Annotated in this window: 19 protein-coding genes; 9 read left to right on the top strand and 10 right to left on the bottom strand. The window is 66.4% G+C overall.

Annotated elements, in window-relative coordinates:
* Positions 1-34 precede the first annotated feature (34 nt).
* Positions 35-892, top strand: coding sequence for an aldo/keto reductase (locus B0T44_RS18110; RefSeq protein ID WP_077114718.1), 858 nt, complete (start codon positions 35-37; stop codon positions 890-892).
* Here the strand turns inward: B0T44_RS18110 and B0T44_RS18105 are convergent.
* Positions 881-2,035, bottom strand: coding sequence for an NAD(P)-binding domain-containing protein (locus B0T44_RS18105; RefSeq protein WP_245839015.1), 1,155 nt, complete (start codon positions 2,033-2,035; stop codon positions 881-883). The two genes, B0T44_RS18110 and B0T44_RS18105, sit on opposite strands and share 12 nt — an antisense overlap.
* Before the next feature lie 90 nt (positions 2,036-2,125).
* Here B0T44_RS18105 and B0T44_RS18100 point away from each other — a divergent pair, with 90 nt between their 5' ends.
* From B0T44_RS18100 to B0T44_RS18075, 6 genes are all read left to right on the top strand, one after another.
* On the top strand, positions 2,126-2,851 hold the full coding sequence (locus B0T44_RS18100) for an enoyl-CoA hydratase (protein ID WP_077114213.1): 726 nt from the start codon (positions 2,126-2,128) through the stop codon (positions 2,849-2,851).
* Positions 2,851-3,981, top strand: a complete 1,131-nt coding sequence (locus B0T44_RS18095; protein WP_077114720.1) for an MBL fold metallo-hydrolase — start codon at positions 2,851-2,853, stop codon at positions 3,979-3,981. Before B0T44_RS18100 ends, B0T44_RS18095 begins: the two co-directional genes overlap by 1 nt.
* Positions 3,982-4,030: 49 nt before the next feature.
* Positions 4,031-4,267, top strand: coding sequence for an antitoxin (locus tag B0T44_RS18090; RefSeq protein ID WP_245839013.1), 237 nt, complete (start codon positions 4,031-4,033; stop codon positions 4,265-4,267).
* A gap of 55 nt (positions 4,268-4,322) precedes the next feature.
* Positions 4,323-6,725 (top strand): ATP-dependent DNA ligase, encoded by a 2,403-nt coding sequence (locus tag B0T44_RS18085; RefSeq protein WP_077114215.1) that lies wholly within the window; start codon positions 4,323-4,325, stop codon positions 6,723-6,725.
* 720 nt (positions 6,726-7,445) lie between these two features.
* Positions 7,446-7,940 (top strand): hypothetical protein, encoded by a 495-nt coding sequence (locus B0T44_RS18080; RefSeq protein WP_139347617.1) that lies wholly within the window; start codon positions 7,446-7,448, stop codon positions 7,938-7,940.
* 166 nt (positions 7,941-8,106) lie between these two features.
* Positions 8,107-8,286, top strand: a complete 180-nt coding sequence (locus tag B0T44_RS18075) for an antitoxin (protein ID WP_245839011.1) — start codon at positions 8,107-8,109, stop codon at positions 8,284-8,286.
* A gap of 108 nt (positions 8,287-8,394) precedes the next feature.
* Here B0T44_RS18075 and B0T44_RS18070 read toward each other — a convergent pair whose 3' ends face one another.
* From B0T44_RS18070 to B0T44_RS18050, 5 genes are all read right to left on the bottom strand, one after another.
* Positions 8,395-9,045 carry a DUF8020 domain-containing protein gene (locus B0T44_RS18070; protein ID WP_077114218.1) on the bottom strand — a complete coding sequence of 217 codons (651 nt, stop codon included), beginning with the start codon at positions 9,043-9,045 and terminating at the stop codon, positions 8,395-8,397.
* 229 nt (positions 9,046-9,274) lie between these two features.
* Positions 9,275-9,586, bottom strand: coding sequence for a WXG100 family type VII secretion target (locus B0T44_RS18065; protein WP_077114220.1), 312 nt, complete (start codon positions 9,584-9,586; stop codon positions 9,275-9,277).
* Positions 9,583-10,116, bottom strand: a complete 534-nt coding sequence (locus B0T44_RS18060; RefSeq protein ID WP_077114222.1) for a YbaB/EbfC family nucleoid-associated protein — start codon at positions 10,114-10,116, stop codon at positions 9,583-9,585. Before B0T44_RS18060 ends, B0T44_RS18065 begins: the two co-directional genes overlap by 4 nt.
* A gap of 109 nt (positions 10,117-10,225) precedes the next feature.
* Positions 10,226-10,963 (bottom strand): energy-coupling factor transporter transmembrane component T family protein, encoded by a 738-nt coding sequence (locus tag B0T44_RS18055; RefSeq protein ID WP_077114224.1) that lies wholly within the window; start codon positions 10,961-10,963, stop codon positions 10,226-10,228.
* The gene (locus B0T44_RS18050) at positions 10,960-13,140 is read right to left on the bottom strand and encodes an ABC transporter ATP-binding protein (RefSeq protein ID WP_425436782.1); all 2,181 of its coding nucleotides are present in this window, start codon (positions 13,138-13,140) and stop codon (positions 10,960-10,962) included. The genes B0T44_RS18055 and B0T44_RS18050 overlap by 4 nt, the downstream gene beginning before the upstream one ends.
* A 77-nt stretch (positions 13,141-13,217) precedes the next feature.
* Here B0T44_RS18050 and B0T44_RS18045 point away from each other — a divergent pair, with 77 nt between their 5' ends.
* Both B0T44_RS18045 and B0T44_RS18040 read left to right on the top strand, forming a co-directional pair.
* Entirely contained in the window at positions 13,218-14,132 is a 915-nt protein-coding gene (locus B0T44_RS18045) for a cation diffusion facilitator family transporter (RefSeq protein WP_077114723.1), read from the top strand.
* Positions 14,133-14,164: 32 nt separating this feature from the next.
* Positions 14,165-15,220, top strand: a complete 1,056-nt coding sequence (locus B0T44_RS18040) for an AraC family transcriptional regulator (RefSeq protein ID WP_077114226.1) — start codon at positions 14,165-14,167, stop codon at positions 15,218-15,220.
* 120 nt (positions 15,221-15,340) lie between these two features.
* On the opposite strand, the gene B0T44_RS18035 is transcribed toward B0T44_RS18040, so the two are convergent.
* From B0T44_RS18035 to B0T44_RS18020, 4 genes are all read right to left on the bottom strand, one after another.
* Positions 15,341-16,114, bottom strand: a complete 774-nt coding sequence (locus B0T44_RS18035) for a metallophosphoesterase (RefSeq protein ID WP_077114228.1) — start codon at positions 16,112-16,114, stop codon at positions 15,341-15,343.
* Positions 16,115-16,277: 163 nt separating this feature from the next.
* Positions 16,278-17,075 (bottom strand): RluA family pseudouridine synthase, encoded by a 798-nt coding sequence (locus B0T44_RS18030; RefSeq protein WP_077114230.1) that lies wholly within the window; start codon positions 17,073-17,075, stop codon positions 16,278-16,280.
* A 213-nt stretch (positions 17,076-17,288) separates the two neighbouring features.
* Entirely contained in the window at positions 17,289-17,495 is a 207-nt protein-coding gene (locus B0T44_RS18025; protein ID WP_077114233.1) for a DUF397 domain-containing protein, read from the bottom strand.
* Positions 17,485-18,387 carry a helix-turn-helix domain-containing protein gene (locus tag B0T44_RS18020; protein ID WP_077114724.1) on the bottom strand — a complete coding sequence of 301 codons (903 nt, stop codon included), beginning with the start codon at positions 18,385-18,387 and terminating at the stop codon, positions 17,485-17,487. The genes B0T44_RS18025 and B0T44_RS18020 overlap by 11 nt, the downstream gene beginning before the upstream one ends.
* Positions 18,388-18,454 lie beyond the last annotated feature (67 nt).

The raw sequence follows: 18,454 nt of genomic DNA, 5'->3' as shown, positions 1-18,454 counted from the left end.
GACCTACCGCCCCGCCGCTCCTACCGTCGATTCCGTGACTTTCCGAAGCGAGACCTGCGCAATTCCCCCGATCGTGCTCAACGACGGCAACGTGATCCCGCAGCTCGGGTTCGGGGTCTTCCAAGTTCCCGCCGATGACGTGTTCGACGCTGTGACCGCCGCGCTCGACGCCGGCTACCGCAGCATCGACACCGCGGCGATCTACGGCAACGAGGAAGGCATCGGCCGTGCCATCCGCCAGTTCGGGGTGCCACGCGACGAGGTCTACATCACGACCAAACTGTGGAATTCCGAACAGGGGTACGACGCCACACTGCGCGCCTTCGAAGCGAGTATGCAGCGGCTCGGCCTGGACTACCTGGACCTGTATCTGATCCACTGGCCGGTCCCCGCCGCGGACCGGTTCGTCGACACCTTCCGCGCGTTCCAGGCGTTGAAACGGGACGGACGGGTGCGCTCCATCGGTGTCTCGAACTTCCGGATCCCCGATCTGGAGCGGGTGATCGGGGAGACCGGCGAGACCCCGGTGGTCAATCAGATCGAGCTCCATCCCCGGCTCATCCAGCGTGACCTGCGCGAATACCATGCCGAACATGCCATCGCGACGGAGGCGTGGAGCCCGCTGGGGCAGGGCATCCTGCTCGACGATCCGGTGATCACCCAGATCGCCGCAGCCGTGGGCCGCACACCGGCGCAGGTGATCATCCGCTGGCATCTGCAGTTGGGCAATGTCGTCATCCCGAAATCGGTGACGCCGGCGCGGATCGCGGAGAACTTCGACGTCTTCAACTTCGAGCTGACTCCCGAGCAGATGCAGGCGATCCTCGCCCTCGACGACGGGACCCGCACCGGCCCCGACCCCGAAACGTTCACCGCCGGTCTAGACGTCTGAAGACGTCTCGAGCCAGCCCAGATAACGGGTGAGTTCGGCCGCCGCGGCCCGGCCCGCCCGATTCGCGCCGATGGTGCTCGCCGACGGGCCGTAACCGATCAGGTGGACGCGCGGGTCGGCGGCCACCTGGGTGGCCAGCCTGCCCGTCATGGTGATGCCGCCGCCGGGTCCGCGCAGCCGCAGCGGCGCCAGATGGTCGAGGGCGCTGCGGAACCCGGTCGCCCACAGGATGACCTGTGCGGGCTGGAAGCTGCCGTCGGCCCAGCGCACCCCGTCGGGCTCGATATGGTCGAACATCGGCAGCCGGTGTAGTACGCCACGGTCCCTGGCCGCGCGCAGCCTGGCGTCCATCGGCAGCCCGGTCACCGATACCACCGAGCCGGGCGGTAGGCCGCGCCGCACCCGATCCTCCACCATCGCCACCGCACGCCTGCCCGCGTCGGCGTCGAACGAGGTCTCCCGGAACACCGGTTCGGATCTTGTCACCCAGGTTGTGCTGGTGACCTGCGATATTTCGTCCAGCAACTGGACCGCGGAGATACCGCCGCCGACGACCACCACATGCTGACCGGCGAATTCGGCGGCAGTGTGATAGTCGCGCGTGTGCAGTTGGCGACCCGTGAAACTTTCCGCCCCGCGGTAGTGCGGAATGAACGGACGTTCCCAGGTGCCGGTGCCGTTGATCAGGCCGCGCACCCGGATGGTGCCCGCGGTATCGGTTTCGGCGTGCAGCAGACCATCGGAGTCGGCGCGGTCGCAGACCACCCGCACCGAGACCTGCCTGCGCACTTGTAGCTCGAACCGTTTTTCGTACTGCTGGTAGTAGTGCGGTACCGCGATGGCCGCGGGAACGGTCGCGCCACCTCCGGGGTCCGGGTTCGTTCCCGGTGGCAACGTCTCCGCGAACGACATACCGGGCAGGTCGTGCACCCGGTTCACAGTGGTCAGCGTCAGCGACGGCCAGCGGAACTGCCAGGCGCCGCCCGGCCCTGGCGCATGGTCGACGATCAGGAAATCTTGTCCGGCCGCCAGCCCGCGGCGGCGCAGGTGGTAACCGGCCGACAGCCCGGATTGACCGGCGCCGATCACCAGGATCTGATAATCCGGGGCCGCGGGAACGGTCGCCGGAGGGTGGGGCGGCACGACCGTGATGCTAGCCGCGTGGGGAGGCCGGTGGCGGCGCCTGTGGCAGAGTGAACGGTCAGTACCGGAAAACGTAGCTGGGGAGGAACAATGCTCGGTGTCAGCCACGACGGCGACGTGGTCACCATCGAACTACAACGTGAAGAGCGGCGAAACGCCCTGAACACCGAACTCGTCACCTCGCTCCGCGACGCTGTGATCGAGGCTTCCGAACAGGCGCGGGTGATCGTGATCACCGGCCGCGGACCGGTCTTCTGTGCGGGCGCCGACCTGGATGGGGTGTATTCCCAGGAGTTCCTCGACTCGCTGCTGGAGATGCTGCACACCGTGGAATCGACCCCGGTGCCGGTGATCGCGGCCGTCAATGGCGCCGCCATCGGTGCGGGCGTGCAGTTGGCGATGGCCGCGGACCTGCGGGTGTTCGGCGTCGACTCCTATCTTGCGATCCCGGCGGCAAAACTCGGTATCTCGGTGGATTTGTGGACAACGCGCAGGCTGGTCTCGCTGATCGGCGGCGGGCCTGCACGGACCGTACTGCTCGGCGCAGAAGCGGTAACGGCTACAGACGCCTACACCTTCGGTTTCGCCAACCGGATCGGCACTGTCGCCGACGCGCAGGGTTGGGCCAAGTCGATAGCCGAACTCGCACCTCTGTCGCTGCGGCATCTGAAACTGATGCTCAACGACGACCACACCCGCGAACCGGAGAACGCTCAGCAGCGCGCCGCCCTGGAAGCGGCCTGGGCCAGCGAGGACGCCCAGGAGGGCAGGCTGGCCCGGCAGCAGAAGCGCCCGGCGAAATTCTTGGGGCGATGATGCGATTGCGCAATCTGATCGCAGGAGCCGCCGGCGCGGTCGGCGTCGGCTGGGTGCTGCGGGCGCTGTGGGGGCTGCCGTCGGCGCTCGGCGCGTCCATATCGGCGATCGCACCGTCGGCCGTCGGGGCGGTCAGCTACCGCGACCGCCGGTTCCACAACACCGAACCCGCCACACCGATCACCCCCACATCCGGCGCCTCCCTGCTGTACACCGCGTTCACCCGTCGCCACGCCGGGCATCCGTCCCGGCCGGTGCCGCTGGCGGTGCCGCAACCGCCCGCCGCCGCGGCCGAACTCGCCGTCACCTGGTACGGCCACGCCAGCGCCGTGGTGGAGGTCGACGGGTATCGGGTGCTCACCGACCCGGTGTGGAGCGAACGGGTATCGCCGTCGCGGATGGTGGGCTCGGTCCGGCTGCACCCGGTTCCGGCGCCGCTCGACCAGTTGCCGCAGGTGGATGCGGTGGTCATCTCGCACGACCACTACGACCACCTGGATTCCGATACTGTGCGCGCGCTGACCGCGACCCAGTCCGCGCCGTTCGTGGTGCCGATCGGGATCGGCGCGCATCTGCGGCATTGGGGTGTGCCCCAGGAGCGCATCATCGAACTGGACTGGGGTGGTTCCACCGCGATTTCCGCACCCGACCGGGAAGACCTGGTCATCACCTGCACAGAAGCCCGCCATTTCTCCGGACGCTGGCTGGTGCGCAACACCACCTTGTGGGCGTCGTGGGTGCTGGCAGGCCCGACCCGCCGGGTGTACTTCGGCGGCGACACCGGCTACACGAAGGCGTTCGCCGCCGCGGGCGCCACGCATGGGCCGTTCGATCTGACGCTGCTACCGATCGGCGCCTATGACGAACGCTGGAGCGATATCCACATGAACCCGGAGGAGGCGGTGCGCGCACACGCCGACCTGTGCGCGGGTGATCCGGGATACGGCCTGCTGGTGCCCATCCATTGGGCGACGTTCAACCTGGCTTTCCACGGCTGGTCCGAGCCGGTGGAGCGGATGGTGCGAGCCGCGCGGGCGGCCGGTACCGGGATCGCGGTGCCGATGCCGGGCGAACGAATCGACCCCGTTGCGCTCCCACCAGCGCGTTCGTGGTGGAAGGATATCGAGTGAACAACTTCCGATAACGGCAATACAGGGAGGACGTTTCACCATGGGGCTGATGGACAGTGTGAAGGGCTTGGTCGACAAGGGCCGGGCGGTCGTGGCCAAGGATCCCGCGAAGTTCAACCAGGCCGTCGACAAAGCGGGCGATTTCGTCGATCAGCGCACGCATGGCAAGTACAGCGACAAGATCGCGAAGGGTAAGGACGCCGCGCGCAAGGCGGTAACGGGAGATCAGGGACCCCAGGGCGGTGCGCCGGGCCCGCAGGGCGGCACGTCAGGGCCGCAGGGCTGACAGCGGTGGGCGGGGGCCGCTCCAGCGACGGCTCCCACCATCGGCTCGCTTACCCATGACGCGCCGAAGTTACGGGGGAGAACCGGGTCAGCCGAGTATCGAGGTCGAGCTCAGCAATCTCGACAAGGTGCTGTACCCGGCGACGGGAACCACAAAGGGGGAGGTCATCGGCTATTACGCGGCTATCGCGCCCGCGATGCTGCCGCATCTGGCCGGCCGTCCAGTCACCAGGAAACGCTGGCCCGACGGGGTCGATGAACCCTCGTTCTTCGAAAAGAACCTCCCCGAACACGCGCCGTCGTGGCTGCCGCGGCGCGCCGTGCGCCATGCCGACCGGACAGCCACCTATCCGGTGATCGGGTCGCAGGCCGGGCTGGCGTGGCTCGGTCAGCAGGCGTCGCTGGAAGTGCATGTGCCGCAATGGCGGTTCGACGGCGACGCGATGGGGCACGCGACGCGGCTGGTGTTCGATCTGGATCCTGGCCCGGACGTGGGCCTCGCCGAATGCGCGAAGGTGGCGTGCGCGGTCCGCGACATGGTGGAGCAGATCGGGATGCGCGCCTTCCCGCTCACCAGCGGCAGCAAAGGCGTCCACCTGTATGTTCCGCTGGACCGGGTGCTGAGCTCAGACGGGGCGTCCACGGTGGCCAAACAGGTCGCCACCAACCTGCAACGGCTGCATCCGGACCTGGTGACCGCCACCATGACGAAGAAGCTGCGCACCGGCAAGGTCTTCCTGGACTGGAGCCAGAACAATCCGGCCAAAACCACCATCGCGCCGTATTCGCTGCGCGGCCGGGCGCAGCCGAATGTCGCCGCACCGCGTACCTGGGACGAGATCGAGGACGGGAAAAACCTGCGGCAGCTACGGTTCGACGAGGTACTGGCCCGCTACGAAGCCGACGGCGACCTGCTCGCGGAATTGGACCCGCCGCTGTCCGATTCGCTCGCGCAATACCGGTCGATGCGCAACCCGGAGCGGACTCCCGAACCTGTCCCGCCCAGCCCGCCGCGCCCGGAAACCGGCGACCGGTACGTCGTCCAGGAACACCACGCCCGCCGCCTGCACTGGGATGTGCGGCTGGAACGTGACGGCGTGCTGGTCTCCTGGGCGGTGCCGAAGGGGCCGCCGACCTCGCCGCAGCAGAACCGGCTTGCCGTGCACACCGAAGACCATCCGCTGGAATACCTGGATTTCCACGGCACCATCCCCAAAGGCGAATACGGGGCCGGGACCATGACGATCTGGGACAGCGGCACCTACGAAACCGAGAAATGGCGCGATGACGAGGTCATCGTGAAGTTCTCCGGGCAGCGGCTGCAGGGGCGTTATGCATTGATACGCACCGAAGGCAAACAGTGGCTCATGCACCTGATGCGCGATCAGACCGCGGGCCGCCGGACCGAGCTCGCCGCAGACGGAGCGGAGCCGAGCACCGGCGACAGGAGGGCACGAAGCGACGGACGATCGCGTACCGGCACGCAGAGCTCGAGCGCTGGATCGCACGGGCACAGCGACGCAGAGCCGGGTAACGGTAGCGACGACGAGGACTCGAGCGAGCAGACCCGTCCCCGCGCCGAGCTGCCTCGCGGTCTGTCCCCGATGCTCGCGACCCCAGGTGACGTCGCCGTTCTGGGTGCTCGTGATTGGGTTTTCGAAACGAAATGGGACGGCTATCGGCTGATCGTCGAAATCGACCACGGTGCTCTGCGGTTACGCAGCCGCGCGGGCAATCTCGTCAACGAGCGTTTCCCGAAACTGGCTCAACTCGCCAGGGCACTGTCTGAACATCGGGTGGTGCTCGATGGTGAGGCCGTGGTGCTCGACGAGCAAGGCGTGGCGAATATGCCACTGCTGCATGCCGATACGCGACGCGCCGAATTCGTCGCCTTCGACGTGCTGTACCTGGACGGCACCTCGCTGCTGCGTAAGCGTTACACCGATCGCCGCCGCGTGCTGGAGGCGCTGGCCGCGGCCACACCGTCGCTGTGGGTGCCATCGCCGTTCGTGGGCAGCGGGGCCGATGCGCTCCAGCAGAGCCAGGACACGGGCGCTGAAGGTGTGGTCGCTAAAAGGCGGGATTCGGTGTATTTGCCGGGTAAGCGCGGGCATTCCTGGGTGAAACAACGCAATTGGCGCACTCAGGCGGTGGTGGTCGGCGGTTGGCGGCGCAGCGAGGTACGCCCGTTCGCCTCACTGCTGGTCGGGATACCCGACGACGGCAAACTCATCTACGTGGGGCGTGTCGGTACCGGTTTCGATGACGACACCATGCGGGATCTGGCGGGCAGGTTGAAGAAGCTGCGCCGTAAAACCAGTCCGTTCAGCAACGAGATGACTGCTGATGAGGTGCAGGACGCTGTGTGGGTGACTCCGAAGGTCACCGGAACTGTGCGTTTCATGAGCTGGACCGACATCGGTCGTCTCTGGCACCCGGCCTGGCTCGGCGAGGTGTGAACACCTTGTGAAGCTGCTCACGCCGCCGCGCTGACAACGGTTGGGCGAGCGTGATCTACAAGACAGAACACCAAGGTGCGGCCTCTCTGGGTTGAGAAGCGAATAGGATCATGTACTGAAACACAGCTGCTGCCAACGGTATTGGTTTCTGCTGCCTGTCTCGTACCTGGTCCGCTGCCTTAGGTCTCTGGAGATGAACGCACCTGGACTTTCCCGTTTGTTTTGCGGTATAGGACCCCGTTTCGCAGACAATGTCGCAACGCCTGTGGGGCAAACCTACTTGGACTTTGTGCACAGAGCAGCTGATGAGGCCCGCGCATACGCCCACCGTCTGCTGCAGGATGACCGGACTGCGCTGTCCCTCCAGCCGACAGCAAGGCATCCCCTGGGCCATGAGGTGTGGTTGACCGGCAGAATCTGGCGTCGGAGGAGGCCAGGGGAGCAGTATCCAGAAGAGTGGGAGCGCAATCACGTCCGAGTAAGATTTCCCGCTTCAGCAGTCCAATACCATATCCTGCCCGATGCCAACGGGATCCCGCGTGACCTCGCTTTCAACACCAAGGTTGTCGACGTCCCAGGGCGAACGGCCTGGAACCGAGCGCTGGATCGTCGTGGCGACGTAGAGTACGAAATCATCACCCAGGACGCCATACGTGATTTCACTGTGCCTGGGCGTTCGATATATGCGGACCGCTCACGCGCCACAGTGGTGCCAGCAGCGTGGCACCATCCCGGCGAAAAACGAAACCATTGTTCATCGGTTCGCATGCGTTTCGGAATCGGCTCAACGCCAACGTAAAGACCGGATTCGACGCGTCCGGCAATCCGGTGCATGCGATAGTGCGTATGGACGGGCGGAATTTCGGCAACTTCCTGGTCACAAACCCTGATTTCTGGCGACTCGTGGAGCTCAACGGTGGCGACGTGGTTTTCTACGGCTGCGGCCTCGCTGACGGCGAAAGGTCATTTGCCGAGATGGTAGCTCGCGGTGCGCAATCACACGGCCTGGACAGGACTATTTACGCCCCGAGTGGCGAAACCTTGACGCAAGCTCACAACCCGGACGGCACGCTGCAAGCAACACCGCTGAAGGACGCTACCGACGGCCCTCCCTGGCTGAAATGGTGGGAGAACCCAACCCGGTCTTCGATAGCCGTAATCGATGGGAGGTTCTGGGGTTTCCATCCCCCATCCGCCCTGGCCGCCGCAGCGTGACCGGTGCCTGCATCACGTCATGGCCCCAGTCCGCAAAGCTTGCGAGTCTGCAGACCGAAGCATTCACCGAGCGTCGAATGGTGGACCGCTCCCATGTGTTTCTGGCTGGGAAGGCCGGGCGCACCCGCTATCGTGACCCTGTCAGCGGTACGAGCGAGGAGTTCGCGTGGATTTCAAGGGCATGGCCGACAAGGCGTTGGGTCTGGCGCGGAAGAACGCCGACAAGGTGGATACGGCGATCGAGAAGGCTGGGGACCTCGTAGACAAGAAGACCGGCGGCAAGTACGCCGGCCAGGTCGATGCCGCGCAGGAGGCCGCGAAGAAGGCTGTGCGCAAACAGCAGTGAGCGTGTGTGCTTGCCACGGTGTGCCGTAGGCGGCATAGCGGCTCCGAACAATAAACGCCAACGGCGGCCGCGCCTAGTAGCGCGGCCGCCGTTGGCGTTGGTTGGTGGTCAGTTGCGCGCCTGCTCGGCGAACCGGGTGGTGCCGGGAGGAGCGTTCAAAGCGTTGATCAGTTCGATACCGGCGATGATCAGGGTTGGGCCACCCGCGATGATCGTGCCGATGATACTGCCGACAGTGGCGCCCAAGGGAATGCTCGCGAGCCCCACCGGCCCACCGAGCAGTCCGAGACCGCCGACCAATCCACCGATGACCAACCCGACGAATCCGCCGATAGCCGAGGCAATTCCGAACTGTGCCAGGAATGCATCCATCGCCATCTGGTTCTCCATCGGTGAAGCGACGGGTGTGACAGGTGCTGGGCGGGCGCGGCTTTCATCCTTGACCGGTGTCAGTTCCAGTACTCGCCCCTCGTCGCGCACAATGTGGTCGATCGGGTATTCGCTTCCCTCGTGCCGGAACACCAGCGGTAGCGTGACCATTGCCCTACCTTCGGCGTTCTTGATCTGCACCGAATCACCTGTCACCTCGAATACTCCGTTGGTGAGCGTGGAGACGATGTGATCGCCCACCCGCTTCACCTCGTAACCGATATCCGGCATCGGCGCGGGTGCTGCCGGTTGTGCGTATGTGGTGCCTGCCGCCACGACGAGTGCAGTGGAGACCGGCACCACCAGCGCAGCGATCTTGCGGAGAATCATTGAGTTGTCCCATCCTTCATCAGGTTCCCTGGAACGCTCCGCACGCCGTCGTTCATTCCCCGGGCGGCAGAGCTGATTTGAGCAAATCCTCAGCCAATCCGCGCCACCCTACTGCTGAGCCTCCGGCGGGCACGAAGAAATTGCCTGGCCGGGGGCCAGGTTCGGGGATTTGGCAGACCTAGCGTTCGTTTCGGAGGGACAAAAGGGGGGATTGATGGTTATTGATGGGCTATTCGCTCTTGCCGAGCGCTGCCGCGATGGCCTCGTCCTGGGATTGCAGGGAGCCTGCTGTCAGGTTGGCGCCGGTGGCCATCGCACTGAGGGTGTTGCTCAGGATCTCGACGGCTTTCAACGCTTTTTCCGCACCCGGCTTGTAGTTCCCGGCGAAGCCGGCGCCGATTTCGTCGCCGCCCCAGCATTCGCCTTCGGCTTCCAGCGCGGTTCTTAGGGTGGTCAAGACCTCCGCGACCTGGGTGGCGACGTTCTGGAAGCCGGGCTGAGTGGCGCGGATGGCGTCGATATCGGCGCGTAGCGTGCTCATCGGCGATCCTCGAGGTAGCTGCGGTTGCGGTAGTAGTCGTCCTCGTCTTCTTCGAGGTCGCGCGCGTCCCGCTCGACGGGTTGGGGTTCGGGTTCGGCCTGCTGCTGGGAAACCGGGATCGGGATCAGTGAATCGACCAGTTCGCGCAGGCTCGGCGCGCCGGGCACCAGGTCGGACAGGTCGGGGATATCGTCGGCGGCTGTCTCCACCGAGGCGAATGCCCGCTCCGACGCCGCTACGGCCTGCCGGGCGGCATCCTGGACGGCCTCGGTAATCGAGTGGCTCAGGTTGGCAGGGGTGGAACGTTTGAAGGCTTCCGGTTCCAGCGTGACCTCGATCGGGATACCGGCGGCGTTGCTGACCACGCGCACCAGATTGTCCGAAGACCAGGCGGTCACCTGGGTGGCGGCGAACCGTTCCTGCGCCGCAACCAGATCCTTGCGTTGCTGTTCATAGGTGTGCAGCAGTTGTCCGACCTGGTCGCGCAATGCCTCGTTGCGGGCGCGCGCCGCAGCGCGGTCGTCATTCATCGCCTACCCCTTGCTGTTACCGGATCGAGCCGCATACTCATTTGGACGCAGCACACCGGCGGTCGGTTCCCACGAATTCACGGATTCCATCTCCGGCCGCCCTGCACTGTCAGAACACCAGGAGTTCGGCAGCAACAGACCCCACGCATACCGCGACGACAACCAGCAGCGCGACCGCGTCCTTACGGCCGGGGAAGGCGGAGGAGGCGGTGAGCCTGCCGGTTCCGCCGCGCGCCGTGATCGCCTCACCGAGTTCACCGGCACGGCGGGTGGATACCGCCATGGCGGCGGTGAGGATATCGATGATCGGGTCCGTGGTGCGTTGCAGCAAGGGGGGTTTGGGTCGGAGCCGGCGGGCGGCGCGCAACACCCGGATCTCCTCCAACAGCAGCGGCAGCCCACGCAGGGTGAGCGCGACGACGACGGCCAGTTCGTCGACCGGAACCCGCAGTCTGCGCAGTGGTGCGCCGAGTTTGGCCAGCGCGGGAGCGATATCGCTCATCGGCGTGGTCCACGCAATCAGCAACGACGCCGCAACCAGGATGAACCCGAACACCACCACCTGGACGTACCGCAGCACCGCCTGCCCGCCGACCGGCAGGTTGATCAGCGCACCGAGCCCGATCAGGCCCCAGAACCACCACGGCAGCCGCGGCAGGGTGCCCAGCGGCAGCCTGGCCAGTGCGCCGACCAGGATCAGGAACACGATCATGATGCCGAGGATCGGCCAGCTCGGCAGGAACATCAGCAGCACGCTGATCAGGAAGGCCCCGATCATCTTGGTGCCCGCCCACAACCGGTGGACCGGGCTGGACACCGGAACCTGACGTAGCAGTACCGTGCTCATCGGCTGCCTCCCTGGTCGAGCCGGGCATCGCGGTCCAGCTGCCACGCGGCTCCCGGCCGCGGCAGGCGGGGGGCACCCGGCGGGCGCATCGGCATGGGTGCGGTATCGCGTTCGGCGTTGGTGTCGAGCAGTTGCACCGCCTGGGCTTCGGGGATACGTCCGGCGCGTAGGTGCACGGTGCGGTCACAGATGGCGGCGACGTCTTCGACGTCGTGGGAGATGACGATCAGCGTCAGGCCCGCGTCGCGCAGCCGGGCGAGTAGTTCGACGATGTCGGCGCGGCCTTCCGGATCCAGCCCGGCCAGCGGTTCGTCCAGCACCACCACCTGCGGTCTGCTCGCCACCATCGCGGCGAGAACCACCCGTTTGGCTTGGCCACCGCTGAGTTCCTCGATGGAACGGGTGGCCAGGGCACGATCGAGGCCGACCGCATCCAGCGCTTTGCCGACTGCGCCGGTGCCGGTGGTTTCCCCGCCCCAGTCGGCGATTTCCTCGCCGACGGTCTGCCGTTGCAGTTGCAGCCGGGAATGCTGGAAGGCCAGCTCGACCCGCCCGATCTGGGTGGTGACCGGTTTACCGCTCAGATCGCATTGCCCGGAGCTGGGTGCGATGAGCCCGGCCATGATCCAGGCCAGGGTCGATTTTCCCGATCCGTTGCCGCCGACCACCAGCAGCGCCTCGCCGCGACGGACCGTCAGGTCGACGCCGTGCAGTGCGGGGGCCTCCCAGGGGGTACCGCGGTTGTAGGTGTGGCGCACGCCGCGCAGTTCCAGGATGGGTTCGCCCATGGGGCGGCGGCGGGTGTCGCGGGCCGGTTTCGGCCAGGCGGGCAGCCGGTCGACGGCGTGCCCGTCCGCCAGGTGCACGATGCGGTCGGCGGCGGCGGCGTCGGCTTCGTGATGGGTGACGAGCACGACCGCCATACGGTGGCGTTTCGGCAGCTCGGCGAGCAGTTGCACCAGTTCGCGGCGGCCGTCCGGGTCGATCATGGAGGTCGCTTCGTCGGCGATGAGCAGCGTGGGTTTGCGGGCCAGCGCCGCGGCTACTGCGAGGCGCTGTTGCTGGCCGCCGGACAGGGTCGCGGTCTCCTGCTCGCCCCTCCCGTCGAGCCCCACTTCCCGCAGCAGGCCGTCGATATCCACCTCATCGGCGAGTTCGGTGGGCAAGCCCCACACCACATCGTCGGCGACGAGCACGCCGAGGGTCTGGCTTTCCGGGCGTTGCAGCACCAGCGCGGTGCCGCCGCGATGGCCGAGCCCGGCCGAGCCCGGACGGTCGACGACACCGGAGGTGGGTGGTAGTCCGGCGAGCAGCCGCGTCAGCGTGGATTTCCCGGAACCGTTGTGACCGACCACGGCGACGAACTCACCGATCCGCACGCTGAGATCGATACCGGCCAGCGCGTCGGTGGTTGCGCCTGGATAGCGGAAACCGGCGTTGTGCAGCGTCACCGGTAACGGTTCGATGGGCCGGTTGTCGACGGGCGCGTCGAGGCGGTCGGTGCCGGGGAGCCAGGTCAGCCGGTCCAGGACCGAGCCGAGGACGAACCAGGAGAACAGTGCGGTGATGACGAGACCGCCCGCGACCGAGGCGCTGATGTAGATCCACCACCAGTGCAGGACGGCTTCGGTGATATCCGACACGGCCCGGCCCAGCGGTTCCAGTTGCGTTTGCCGCGCGGCCAGCTTCTCCACACCGTCGGCGGTGTTGCGAATGGTGTCGAACAGCAGGTTTCTGGAGGCGGAGAACACCAGTAGGAAACCCACGGACAGTGCCGCCCATATCGCGCCTGCCAGCAGCGCTGAACCGAAGACCGTGACGATCCCGCCGTTCCTGCGTTTGACCCCGCCGATAATGCCGCCGATGGTCGCCGATGCGGCCATGCCGATCGCGGGCATCAGTCCGGCCGCAACGAAGGTGACCAGGGCGGCCGCGACCGAGGCGGTGAGCACGGCGCGTAGCCGGTACCGGTGCGCGAGCAGGCCGAGCGGCACCGCGGCGACCAGCTGCAACGCGGCGGCGAACGGGACGACCGAACCAACGGTCACCAACCCGACTGTCGCCCCGCCCAGCACCGCGCCGGTGGCCAGCTCGATCGGGCGTAGCGGCCCGCGTTCGGCCTGCCCGGAGTCGCGTGCACCGGGTGTGTGCTCGCTGGGGCCGATGGGCGCGGGCAGATCACTCACGGGCTCAAGTCTGCCAGCCCGAAACGAAGCCCTTGCAACCATGCGCATTCACGCATATGTTGTGGGGCGTGGGACATGATCATTCACACGGCCTACGGCCGCAGAGCGCCTCGGGTAAACACCTGCGTCTGCTCGCGATAGCACTGACGATCGGCGTCGTATTCATGCTGGTCGAATTCTCCGTCGCATTCGGCACCGGATCGTTGGCACTGCTATCGGACGCCACCCATATGCTCACCGACGTTGTCGGTGTCGGTATGGCGCTGTCGGCGATCCTGCTGGCCCGCAACAGCCGCCCCACCTACACCCGCACCTTCGGCTACTACCGCGCCGAAGTGATCGCCGCGCTGGCCAATGCCGTGCTGCTGTTCGGAGTAGCCGGATACGTGCTCTACGAAGCGCTGACCCGGCTCGGGGAACCGCCCGAGGTGCCCGGGCTTCCGGTGCTGATCGTGGGCCTGGTCGGGCTGGTGGCGAATGTGATCTCCTTCCTGCTGCTGCGGCGTGGGGCGCAGGAGAGCCTGAACGTGCGCGGCGCCTACCTCGAAGTGTTCGCCGATATGATCGGCTCGATCGGGGTGCTGATCTCGGCGGCCATCACAATCACCACCGGCTGGTACTACGCCGATATGGTCGTCGGTGTCGCCATCGGCCTGTGGGTGCTGCCGCGCACATATGTGCTGGCGAAACGCTCGCTGCGCATCCTGTTCCAGCACAGCCCCGAAGAACTCGACGTGGAACGTGTCGCCGCTGAACTCGCCGCCGTCGACGGCGTCACCGACGTGCACGACCTGCACGTATGGACCCTCACCTCGGGTATGGAAGTCGCCTCCGCACATATCACCACCTGCGGCTCCAGCCACCCTGACGAGATTCTGCGCGCCGCCCAGCGCATACTCGCCGAGCAGTTCCACATCGATCACGCGACATTGCAGATCGAAAGCTCCGATACAGCCCGCCGCTGCGCCGAGCTCGCCTGGTGATACCCGGCCGTTGATCCGGCCATAATGTCCGGGTGGTGCAGGAACCGGCGATCCGGGACTGGGATTTCCCACGTAGCGTCGCCAGTGTTGCGCTGATGGTCGGTTACGCGGGTGAGCTGGGTGTGCCCGCTGCCGGTCTGCTCGACGGCACCGCGCTCACCGAGGAACTCCTCCCCGACCCGGACACCCAGATCGACGCCCACACCGAACTCGCCGTGGTGCGCAACCTGGTGCGGGCGCTGCCCGACCGCCCCGCCCTTGGCATCGAGGTCGGCCGCCGCTACCGGATCACCACCTTCGGCATCTTCGGGTTCGCCTGCGTGAGTAGCCCGACCCTCGGCGAGGCGATCGACTTCGCGCTGCGCTACCTGGACCTCAGTTTCACCTTCTGCCTTCCGGTCACCCAGTGGCGCGACGACGAGTTCTGCGCCGAAATCCACGACGAATCACTGCCCGCGGATGTGCGCCGGTTCCTGGTGGAGCGCGATGTGACCGCGATGCACCAGGTGATGAGCGATCTACTGGGCAGGCAGCTGGCGTTGACCAGGGCCGAATTCCGTTTCCCCGAACCGCCCTACGCCGACCGGATCGCCGAGCTCATGCTGGTGCGGCCCCTTTTCGATCAGCCGCGCAACGTGCTCGCCCTCGACCCAGCCGTCCTCGAACAGCCGCTACCACAAGCCAACGAACACACCCGCGCCATCTGCCTCGCCCAATGCCGCGACCTGGTGCACCGCCGCCGCGCTCGCACCGGTATCGCCGCCGAAGTGCGGTCCCGCCTGGTGCCCCGCGGCGGCGCCGACGGCCGCACCGCCCCACCCGGTATCGATAGCGTCGCCGCCGACCTGGGCATGAGCACCCGCACCCTGCGTCGCCACCTCGACGCGGCGGGCACCAGTTACCGCGCGCTGCTCGATGAAGTACGGCAAGCGCTCGCCGAGGAAATGCTCACCGCGACCCCGCTGTCGGTCAGCGATGTCGCGATCCGGCTGGGATATGCGGAGGCGTCGACGTTCATCTACGCGTTCAAACGCTGGACCGGAGTGACCCCGGCGGCGTACCGCCGCGAGCGGGCCCGGCGCTATTGATGGACTGACCGGAGCTGCCGCTTGCTGAGCCTGGCGGCATCGTCCGTCCGGTAGCAGGCCGTGCCACCGAGCCGATCCCACCTGCCGCTGCGCCTAGGGCTCTGCCACGCACCTGACCGGTCAGTACGGGTCCCCGATCCAGCCGCCCATGGGGACGGTGCGAAAATGCGTGGTCAGGCGGTGGTTGTCGACCATGTGCAGGGCGATCGCCGGGTCCGGCCCGTAATCCATCACCCGGTCCGGAAGCGCCAATTCCCACTCCCCGCCGAGCACGGAGGCGGTACTCGGAGCGATCAGCAGCGGACGGCCCGCGAAGGTGCTCGCCGCCGCCGAATGGGCGTGGCCTGCGAGGACGCCGAGGATACGAGGGTCGGCTGCGATGAGTTCGGCGAGACGTTCGGGTTCGGCGAGGGCGATATCGTCGATGACCGGACTGTAGAGCCGGACCGGCGGGTGATGCAGCGCCAGCAGCACCGACGCCTCAGCGGGGGTTTCCGCCAACACATCGGCCAACCAGCGGTAAGTGTCCTCGGCCAGCCGCCCACCGGATTCGCCCGCGACGCTGGAGTCCAGCATCGCAATGGTCAGCTCGCCGACCCGGTGGACCTGATTGATCGGGCTGTCCGACGGTTGGGCACCGAGCAGCACCTCACGGAAGGCGACACGTTCGTCGTGGTTTCCGGGTAACGCATACACCGGGATATCGGCTAGCAGAGCGATACGCGCTTCGGCGTACTGGTCCGGCTGCCCGGAATCGGTGATGTCACCGGTTACCAGGATCACATCGGGCCTGCGGCGCAGATCCGCGAGATACGCCATCACTCGCTCCGCGCGTTCGGCATTACGGGCGCCGAGATCGAAATGTGTATCGCTGACCTGAGCCACCAGGATCATCGGCTGTCGCTTTCTCTGGGATTACTGCGGTGCCGTGCAGAAACGGGCCGCGCCGCGGCCTGCCACCCAGGCTAGTTGGGTGCCGGATCCCGCGTCGGCATGAGTCCCACCACTACGTCGGCTGCTGCCGCCGCGGCTGTGCCCGGCCGAGCGGACTGCGGCACTACCTGCCCTCACCCCGCACAGAGGTTGTGTCCAGCAGAGACGCCGCCCGCTGAAGCATCGCGGACGCGTCGAGCAGCTCCGATGGCAACGGCCGCCAGAAGGCCGGGTCCGGCGGAGCCTCGAGGTCCAGCTGTGCTCCGGCGCGCCAGTCAGCGGCCAGGGTGAGCCGCCAGGAATGCAGGTGAGCGCGCTGGTGGGTGCCGGATTTGTCGAACAACGGGTCACCGATGATGGCGTGTCCGATCCAAGCCAGATGCACCCGAATCTGATGACGGCGCCCGGTAACCGGGCGCAGCGCCAGAACCGTGTGGTCGCCGTGGCGGGCGAGGGTCGCGAAGCGGGTGGTCGACGGATAGTTCTTGGTGTCCAGCACATCACCCGGTGCGACGAACCAGCGGCCAGCTTCGTGCTGGATCCGTTCGCGCGGCGCGGCGATCCGCACCCGGTTCTTGCGGCCCACACTCAACGGCAGCTCGATCACCCCGGCATCGGGCAGCGGCTCGGCACCCGTAGCAACCACCGCCAGATACGTCTTCCGCGCCGTCTGCTTATTGAACTGCCTGGTCAACGGGCCATGCGCGGCCAGCTCCTTGGCCAGCAGCACCAGCCCGGAAGTCACCTTGTCGATCCGATGCACCGGATACAGCGTTTCACCCGCAGCCTCGGCGGCCTGCACGATATCGGTGTCGTGCCGTTCCCCGGTGACCGCGATCCCGGCGGGTTTGTTCAGCGCGAGCACCGCGTCGTCCTCGAGAATGCGGCAGCGGTCGCGCAGGTCGGGCCAGTCGATATCCACGTGCCGAGCCTAGGTGCAGATGTCGCACAGCTAGCGCACGCGGTAGTGACCGCTGAGTGCGGAAATCGCCTCTTCGATCGACCGGATCGGCCTCACCGGCCCCGGCACCGCCTAACGCACGCGCAACCCCGATACGTGCCTGATTCCGGCACAAATCAGGCCCAATTTGTCGGATAACGGGCCGGGCCGTGTACATGCCATGGGTGTGGACGCCTACGAGCGATTGAACTCGCCATCGCGCGCACCATCAACGAATGCATCCCACTCGCCGGGGTTGAAGACCAGTGCGGGGCCGGTGGGATCCTTGCTATCCCGGATGCCGACCACGCCGCCCTGCAAGAACGCGACTTCGACGCATTCACTCCCCCCGGAGCTGTGGCTGGACTTGAACCACTGTGCCCCGGTCAGGTCAACGTTCACTCTCATACTCCCTTGCTATTTCTCTCAGTAGGTCACGGCTGGGGCGAACGTCGATCGTCGCCCGCAGAAGGCTACGGAAGGTCTCGCGACACCGGCGCACGTCATCCGAGCTTTCAAGATAGACGTCCCCGGTGAAGCTCTCAGCAAACACGATGGTCGGTTCTACCGGCTTGCCCCTGCTGTCCTTGGGAAACGTCATGATGATGAACGGCGACACCACGATGCCGGTAGGGAACCCCGCGCGGAACGGCAGGATTCGAACCTCGATGTTCTCGCGAGTACTCAGGTCGGCTATGTGCCGACAGACAGCTGCCATCACGCGCGGCCCGCCGACGACGGTCCGCAACACGGCCTCGTGCAGAACTACTACAAGCCGGACGGGCTGACGACGCCGCGTGGCGATGTGTTGGCGCTGGATTCGGAGCGCGACGCGGCGTTCGAGTTCCTCATCCGAGTCATTCGGAAAGTACTGCTTATCAAGGGTTCTCGCGTAGTCAGCAGTTTGCAGCAAGCCAGGCACAATCAAGGGCTGGAAGATTGCCAACTCGCTGGCGCCAGCTTCCAATCCGATGTACGGCTTGAACTTCGCTGCGATGACGTCGCTGTAGCCTCGCCACCATGAGCGGACCGGGGCCTGCCCGGCGAGTTCTTTGATGGCCGCGGTCTTCTCATCGTCGGTCCCATACAGTTCGCAGAGGCCGCTGACCTCTCGGACTCGCACCCGTTCGGACTTGCCCCGCTCGAGACGGCTCAATGTGCTCTTGCCCCACTCCATGAGCCGGGCTGCCTCTTCCAGACTCATGCCGGTCGCCTCGCGTGCTTCCCTCAGCAATCGGCCCAGCTGCCTGCGCGGCAAGGTGCTGCCGGTGTCCTCAGGCTCGTCGTCTGTCATGTCCACCCCTTGTTTCGTTCCGGCCGAACTGTTCGTGCCAAATTGGGAGGATCGTACGGGCCGGATC

Source organism: Nocardia donostiensis (genome assembly GCF_002081715.1).
Classification (GTDB): domain Bacteria; phylum Actinomycetota; class Actinomycetes; order Mycobacteriales; family Mycobacteriaceae; genus Nocardia; species Nocardia donostiensis.
The sequence above is the reverse complement of the archived record's forward strand: the minus strand, read 5'-3'. Positions and strand labels throughout refer to the sequence as shown.

What these genes read in the sequence shown, in the direction of transcription:
- B0T44_RS18095 (WP_077114720.1), top strand. Translation starts at nt 2,851, where the DNA reads ATGCGATTGCGCAATCTGATCGCAGGAGCCGCCGGCGCGGTCGGCGTC.
- B0T44_RS18055 (WP_077114224.1), bottom strand. Translation starts at nt 10,963, where the DNA reads ATGAGCACGGTACTGCTACGTCAGGTTCCGGTGTCCAGCCCGGTCCAC.
- B0T44_RS18070 (WP_077114218.1), bottom strand. Translation starts at nt 9,045, where the DNA reads ATGATTCTCCGCAAGATCGCTGCGCTGGTGGTGCCGGTCTCCACTGCA.
- B0T44_RS18065 (WP_077114220.1), bottom strand. Translation starts at nt 9,586, where the DNA reads ATGAGCACGCTACGCGCCGATATCGACGCCATCCGCGCCACTCAGCCC.
- B0T44_RS18060 (WP_077114222.1), bottom strand. Translation starts at nt 10,116, where the DNA reads ATGAATGACGACCGCGCTGCGGCGCGCGCCCGCAACGAGGCATTGCGC.
- B0T44_RS18020 (WP_077114724.1), bottom strand. Translation starts at nt 18,387, where the DNA reads ATGACAGACGACGAGCCTGAGGACACCGGCAGCACCTTGCCGCGCAGG.
- B0T44_RS18035 (WP_077114228.1), bottom strand. Translation starts at nt 16,114, where the DNA reads ATGATCCTGGTGGCTCAGGTCAGCGATACACATTTCGATCTCGGCGCC.
- B0T44_RS18085 (WP_077114215.1), top strand. Translation starts at nt 4,323, where the DNA reads ATGACGCGCCGAAGTTACGGGGGAGAACCGGGTCAGCCGAGTATCGAG.
- B0T44_RS18090 (WP_245839013.1), top strand. Translation starts at nt 4,031, where the DNA reads ATGGACAGTGTGAAGGGCTTGGTCGACAAGGGCCGGGCGGTCGTGGCC.
- B0T44_RS18100 (WP_077114213.1), top strand. Translation starts at nt 2,126, where the DNA reads ATGCTCGGTGTCAGCCACGACGGCGACGTGGTCACCATCGAACTACAA.